The organism is Clostridium polynesiense, assembly GCF_000820705.1.
Taxonomy (GTDB): domain Bacteria; phylum Bacillota; class Clostridia; order Clostridiales; family Clostridiaceae; genus Clostridium_AA; species Clostridium_AA polynesiense.
The window spans coordinates 72,950-79,489 of sequence record NZ_CCXI01000154.1 but is presented as its reverse complement, the minus strand read 5'-3'; the positions used below and the strand labels follow the sequence as shown (position 1 = coordinate 79,489).

The window sequence follows — 6,540 nt, the reverse complement described above, 5'->3', positions numbered from 1 at the left end:
ATTATAATTTATATATCTATAATTAAGTTTTTTAATAAAAAATTAAAAATAATATTATAAAAAACTTTCTAAGATAACCCAAATATATAAACTGTAAATTATGTTATAATATAGAAATAAATTAAGTTTAAAAGTACAATATTATAGTATTATAATCTTGTTGGATTTGGGGATTAGAAGGAAGGAGAGGGCTACAATATGCCATAATACAAGGACAGGCAAATAAAAACAGGATGAAATTGTTTATTGTTAATGAAGATCTGGGTTATTAAATAGCACCATTATAAAAGGGGGCACTAATAATGGTTTCTTTCATAGTAATAATAATAGTAAGTATTTTATTTTTTATAATTTTCTCCATATTATTAGGAGGGTTAAACAAAAGTAAGTTACGACTATTAGTTCCAATTCAAAAATCAGCAAATAAACTTAAAAGAAAAAAATTGTATAATAACTTAACGTTAATAGTCTTTATTGCTATAATCACTGGTTTTAGGGAGTATTATAAACTAAAGGATATTGATTATGGTATATTATTGGGATTCCTTTTTGCCTTAACAGATATAACTTTTAATGATGAAATACCATATAAAAAATAAATGGTACTTATGTTAAAGTACCATTTTCTATCTCTCTTAAAGATACTTATATTATTAGAGTTAACTTAAAATCCTTCAAAAAGACCTACAACATTATCATAAGTGTTTGATATTCCATTAAATTCACTTATTTTGTAATCTATAACTTTATCCTTTTCCAATAATATATACACTGCTGTAGAATCTTGTCCATCCAAGGTGTATATCCAGGCAGTTTTATTGGAAAGTTCGCTTGATTCCACTAAGCTGCCATTTAAAAGCTCCTTTGCTCCTATCTCATAAGCAGGGCTTTTATTATTAAATATTTTCAAAACCTCTTCTCTACTTTTTGATTTTAAATCTTCTTTGGCTGTTTTTACGTATTTAGTAAAGTATGAATTTGCTATATGATCGAAAGTTTTTATTGGAAACCTCTCTTTAGCTTCTTTTATGAAGTAAAATTTTTCTTTTGTTTCTACCTTTGTTTCCGTTTTATTTTGAGCTTGATCTGCTAAAGCACTGTTATTTTTCACTTCTTTACCGCATCCTGACGTTATTATCACAAGGCAAATCAAAGAAGCAACAGCAAGTTTTTTCATATTCAGCCACCTCATATTATTAATAATGGATATTACGCAAGATAATTGTATATCATTTACATTTAATTGTAAATTAATTGTAATTTTCCAGAACCCCTTTATATATTAAGTATAGATACTATTTAAGGAGGACTTATAAAATGAAAAACATAAATTTTTATAGTTCTGTTATAAAAATTAATTCGGATGAGCATTTAATCTCTTCAGAGGTTAAGTTAACCTATTATTGTAAAGAGCGAAACATAGGAATCCTGAATTTCTATATTCATAAAGATATGCATTTTGAAAGCATCCTCTGCAGTAAAGACAGTTGTTATGAGGTAACTAAAGATACAGCAGAATGGAATCCTTTTATCTTGGAATCCAAGCTTATAAGAATTTCCCTTGTAAATCCTCTTTTACAAGGAGATGCTGTAGATATCTCCTTTAAATATTACGGATATATAAATAGTGTTACTGAATATGGCATAAACCGATTGGCGAAGGAGTGGATAGAATTAGGGATTTATACTCCATGGTTTCCTCTAACTGAGAATATTGAAGAAGCTTTATTCAATACTGAAATAATAATAGAGGATGAATATAAAGTAATTAATGGACAAAAGTTGGGAGATTCTTGGATGATTAATCAGGATACCCCTCAAATAGACTGTACTATTATAGCATCTAAGGATTTTAATGATATTAGCTCTTCTTCATCAAATCCGCTTATTAAGGTTTACTATACTTTAAATGATTACAAAGCAGAAGCCTATAAAATACTTAGCTATTCTAATAAAATATTAGACTGCTATAGATCTTTCGGGGTTATTGAGGATAAAGATCTTTCTATTGTAATTGCTCCCAGAGAACTAGGAGGAGGATACTGCAGGCAGGGATTAATAGTTCTGACTCCAAAGGAAGATAAGGAGAACGAACAAGAATACTTCCGCTTTTTAGCACATGAAATAGCACATTTATGGTGGAACAAATCAAAGGCTCCTCACAGCTTTGAAGATTGGCTAAATGAGTCTTTTGCGGAATATTCCTCTCTTATGGCATTAAGAGAAATTTTCGGAACAGAAGATTATAATAGAATCATTGATGAATACTCCAAAAAGAGTATAGGCCTTCCTGCTGTAGTGGATATTGATAGATATGACGAAAATGTTTATGGGGTTCTATATATAAAAGCTCCTTTGATTTTATATCGATTGGAAGAAAAGCTCCAAAGTGAAAATTTCTTTATGCTGTTAAATAAAATTCATGTAAACAAGATATCTACTACTGAAGAACTAATCAAGCTATTGTACTGTGAATTCGGCAAAGAAACAGCAAATTGTTTTAAAAGGGATCTTTGTGTATAATACATATTACAGCTTCTAGATTTTAAGTACAGATTAAATATTTTACATTTTAAAATTTAAACATAATTCCCTCATAATTTATTTATATAATTACCTCATAATAAATATGAGGAGGAATTATTTATGTTTTGTAGAGGTTTTGGTCCTTATGGATATAATTCAGGAGGGTTTTTAGGTTCAGGTTCTATGCTCTTAATGCTGGGATTTAGAGTTCTGATATTTATAGGAATAATTATGCTTATATATAAGCTGTTTAAACACTTCAGCGGTAATTCACAGAATTCTTTAAAGATACTTAATGAAAAGTTTGCAAAAGGCGAAATAAGTCAGGAAGAATATTTAAGCAGAAAGAATGTTTTAATAAATAAAGACTAGGGATATACTATTCCCTAGTTTTTTAAATATAAGGCTTTTTACTTATGAGCTACATTCATAGGAGATGATAGAGATGAATAAAAAATATAATATATTGGTAGTTGAGGATGAACTCAATATTTTAGAGGTGGTAAAGGCTTATCTGGAAAAGGAAGGCTATGAAGTAACTACAGCTCAAGATGGTAAAAGAGCATTAGAAATATTTTATAATGAAGAAATTCACCTTGTAGTTTTGGATTTGATGCTGCCTGAATTGTCTGGTGAAGAGGTATGCAGCAAAATACGTTCTAATTCCTCAGTACCTATTATAATGCTTACTGCAAAGGTTGAGGAGGATGAAAAAATAGAAGGCTTATCCATAGGTGCCGATGATTATTTAACCAAGCCTTTCAGCGTCAGGGAACTTGTAGTGAGGGTTAGAGCCCTGCTTAGAAGGTCTTACAGAGAATTCAATCCTCTTGCGGATTTTTTAAGCTTTAATGATGGTGAATTAGAAGTTTACGTAAAGGAAATGAAGGTAAAGGTTTCAGGAAAGGATACTGAGTTTACAGCTAATGAATTTAGGGTTTTAAATATTTTACTTACATCACTGGGACAAGTGTTTTCCAGAGAACAGCTTCTAGAAAAAGCCTTTGGAATAGACTATGAAGGTTTTGATAGAAATGTAGATACCTATATAAAAAATATCCGTCAAAAAATAGAAGCTAACCCAAGAGAGCCTAAATATATAAAAACGGTTTACGGTGCAGGATATAAGTTTTCTCCTGAAGTTAATGGCGGTGAGCTATGAAGATATCATTAAAAAGAAAAATAACCTTAGCCTTTATTATCACAATTTTAGGGGCTATAGTGCTTACAAGCATTGTTTCTAATTTCTCCATAAACAGAAACTTTAATAATTATCTGGTGGAGGAACATAAGGAAAAAATAACTGGTACAGCAGAATTTATAAATTCTTTATATAACAAAGATCGTGATTTAAAGATAACTACTCAGGAGGAGCTTCAGAGATATGCCGTTCTTCAGGATTTATATATACAGCTGAAGGACAATAATAACAGTGTATTATATACCTCGGGAACTTCTCACCTTCAGCATAACAGAATGATGGACAGAATGATGGGTTCTAAAATGCATAGAAATTCCGGAGAATATCAAGAGGAAGAATACCCTTTGACCTCAGAGGGGAAAAATATAGGCAGCATAACTATAGGATTTTTTGGGGATTCCTACCTATCCTCTTCAGCTCTTTCCTTTATAAGCACCTTAAACAGATCCTTCATAATTTCTGCTGTTATAGCTATAGCCTTTGGATTCTTTGTAAGTCTCCTTATTTCCAATCAGCTTTCTAATCCTTTAATTAAAATTACAAAAACAGCAAATATAATGAGAACAGGGAACTTAAACGTTAAATCAGAGATTAATACAAGCACTAAGGAAATACAGGAGCTTTCAAACTCAATAAATTTTTTGGCGGAAACCCTTAGAAATCAGGAAATGCTTAGGAAAAGGCTGACCTCAGATATGGCGCATGAACTGAGAACCCCTTTAACTACCCTTAAAACTCACGCAGAGGCTTTTATGGATGGAGTTTGGAAGCCTACTCCGGAAAGGCTAAGGGTATTTTACGAGGAAATAGAAAGGTCAAGAAAAATGGTGGATAGCCTTAGAGATTTATCTAAATTTGAACAGAGCAGCCTTGCTTTAAATAAATCCACTTTGAATGTATCCAAAGAGCTTAAAGGTATAATTGAAATCTTTAATCCTCTCTTTAATAAGAAGGGTTACAAATTAGATTATGATATTCAATCTGACATACAGGCTTTTTGGGATAAAGATAAATTTAAGCAGATAATGAATAATCTTCTGGCAAACTCCCTAAATTATTTAAAACCAGAAGGAAAAGTAGAAGTAACCATGAAAAAAGAAAATAAAAACATAATAATTCAGATTATGGATAACGGCATAGGTATTCCCGAAAAAGATCTTCCTTATATTTTTGAAAGATTTTATAGAAGCGATTTATCAAGAAATAAGAACACCGGAGGCTCCGGTATCGGACTTACAATTTCAAAAGCTCTGGTAGAAGCTCATGGAGGCAGCATAAAGGCTGAAAGCACAGAAGGCAGGGGCACTGTATTTACACTTATTATTCCCCATAACGAAAAGTCTTTATGATATTATTCCAAATAAGCAATTTATCGGTAACATTTGAATATGGATAACGTATAAAAGGTTGAAGATTAACATAGAACAATTGATTTTATAAGGAGATGTTGCTATGAAAGGAAATTTATTTTCCTCCAAGAAAAAAATCTACAGCTCTTTTCTACTCTGTATTTTACTTGCAGGCATAGTTTTTACCTCTGCCTCCTGTTCAGCAGGTTCTTTAAATTTAAAATCTAAAGATTTAATGCAGGGAATAAAGGGAAATAAGCCAGAAGGAAAAAATATCGATGATAAATTTATTTCTTCTTCTTCAGATTTTTCTTTAAAATTATTTAAGAAGGGATTAGATAAAGAAAAAAACTCATTAATATCCCCCACCTCTGTGATGCTGGCACTGGCTATGACAGCTAACGGCGCTGAGGGCAAAACCCTTACGGAGCTTGAATACTTTTTAGGAAAAGACATAACTATAGAAGAGTTAAATAACTACCTCTACAGCTATATGAAAAATCTTCCCAGTGAAGCAAAAGCTAAACTAAATATAGCTAACTCCATATGGTTTAGAGATAACGAAAAAGAATTTACAGCAAAGAGTGATTTTCTTCAGAGGAATGCCGATTACTACAAAGCTTCAATATACAAATCTGACTTTGATTCCCCTGACACCGTAAAGGATATCAACAAATGGGTAGAAAACAAAACCAATGGTATGATTGACAACATCGTAGACAGAATTGATAAAAGTACTGTAATGTATCTTATCAACGCCATTGCCTTTGAAGGAGAATGGGAAACTATTTATAAAAAATCTCAAATATTCAAAGGAGACTTTACAGATATTAAAGGAAATAAAAAATCCATGGATTTTATGTCCTCAGATGAAGGTCTTTATTTAGAGGATAACAAAACTACAGGTTTTATAAAACCTTATGCAGGAAATAAACACAGTTTCGCAGCACTGCTTCCTAAAGAGAATATAAATATTAATGATTATATCTCTTCCTTAAATGGGGAAAGCTTTTTAAAATTATTAAAAGATGCTTCTAATGAATCGGTGCAGGCTACCATCCCCAAATTCAGCTATGAATACGGAGTATCTTTAAATGAAGCTTTAATAGATATGGGAGTTAAAGAAGCCTTTAAACCCTCCGCGGCAAACTTTTCAAAGCTTGGAAATTCTCCTTTAGGCAATATTTATATAGGAGATGTACTCCACAAAACCTTTATAGCTGTAGATGAAAAAGGCACTAAGGCAGGAGCAGTTACAAAGGTAGAAATGAAGGTACAAAGCGCCATGAACCATAAGACTGTAAATCTTAATAGACCTTTTGTTTACGCTATTATAGATAATCAAACTAATCTGCCGGTCTTCATAGGAACGGTGATTAATTAAAAATAGAAATGGAAAATATAAAATGAAGGAGGAATTTCCTCCTTCATTTTATATTTTAATCCTTTCATTAACTTAAAAAT

The 6,540-nt window shown here is 31.4% G+C and carries 7 protein-coding genes; 6 read left to right on the top strand and 1 reads right to left on the bottom strand.

Annotated elements, in window-relative coordinates; genetic code table 11:
• Window positions 1-302: 302 nt before the first annotated feature.
• A complete protein-coding gene (locus TA89_RS16850) occupies window positions 303-599 on the top strand; it encodes a hypothetical protein (protein WP_052447588.1) in 297 nt (98 codons plus the stop codon).
• A 65-nt stretch (window positions 600-664) separates the two neighbouring features.
• Here TA89_RS16850 and TA89_RS16845 read toward each other — a convergent pair whose 3' ends face one another.
• The gene (locus TA89_RS16845) at window positions 665-1,177 is read right to left on the bottom strand and encodes a hypothetical protein (protein WP_040215064.1); all 513 of its coding nucleotides are present in this window, start codon (window positions 1,175-1,177) and stop codon (window positions 665-667) included.
• Between the two features lie 140 nt (window positions 1,178-1,317).
• Here TA89_RS16845 and TA89_RS16840 point away from each other — a divergent pair, with 140 nt between their 5' ends.
• The 5 genes from TA89_RS16840 (at window position 1,318) to TA89_RS16820 (ending at window position 6,460) form a co-directional block, all read left to right on the top strand.
• Window positions 1,318-2,523: a gluzincin family metallopeptidase gene (locus TA89_RS16840; protein ID WP_040215062.1), complete on the top strand. Its 1,206-nt coding sequence runs from the start codon at window positions 1,318-1,320 to the stop codon at window positions 2,521-2,523.
• Window positions 2,524-2,646: 123 nt separating this feature from the next.
• Window positions 2,647-2,898, top strand: coding sequence for an SHOCT domain-containing protein (locus TA89_RS16835; protein WP_040215061.1), 252 nt, complete (start codon window positions 2,647-2,649; stop codon window positions 2,896-2,898).
• Window positions 2,899-2,971: 73 nt separating this feature from the next.
• Window positions 2,972-3,688 (top strand): response regulator transcription factor, encoded by a 717-nt coding sequence (locus TA89_RS16830; protein WP_040215060.1) that lies wholly within the window; start codon window positions 2,972-2,974, stop codon window positions 3,686-3,688.
• Window positions 3,685-5,076 carry a sensor histidine kinase gene (locus tag TA89_RS16825; RefSeq protein WP_040215059.1) on the top strand — a complete coding sequence of 464 codons (1,392 nt, stop codon included), beginning with the start codon at window positions 3,685-3,687 and terminating at the stop codon, window positions 5,074-5,076. Before TA89_RS16830 ends, TA89_RS16825 begins: the two co-directional genes overlap by 4 nt.
• Before the next feature lie 103 nt (window positions 5,077-5,179).
• Window positions 5,180-6,460: a serpin family protein gene (locus TA89_RS16820; protein ID WP_040215057.1), complete on the top strand. Its 1,281-nt coding sequence runs from the start codon at window positions 5,180-5,182 to the stop codon at window positions 6,458-6,460.
• Window positions 6,461-6,540 lie beyond the last annotated feature (80 nt).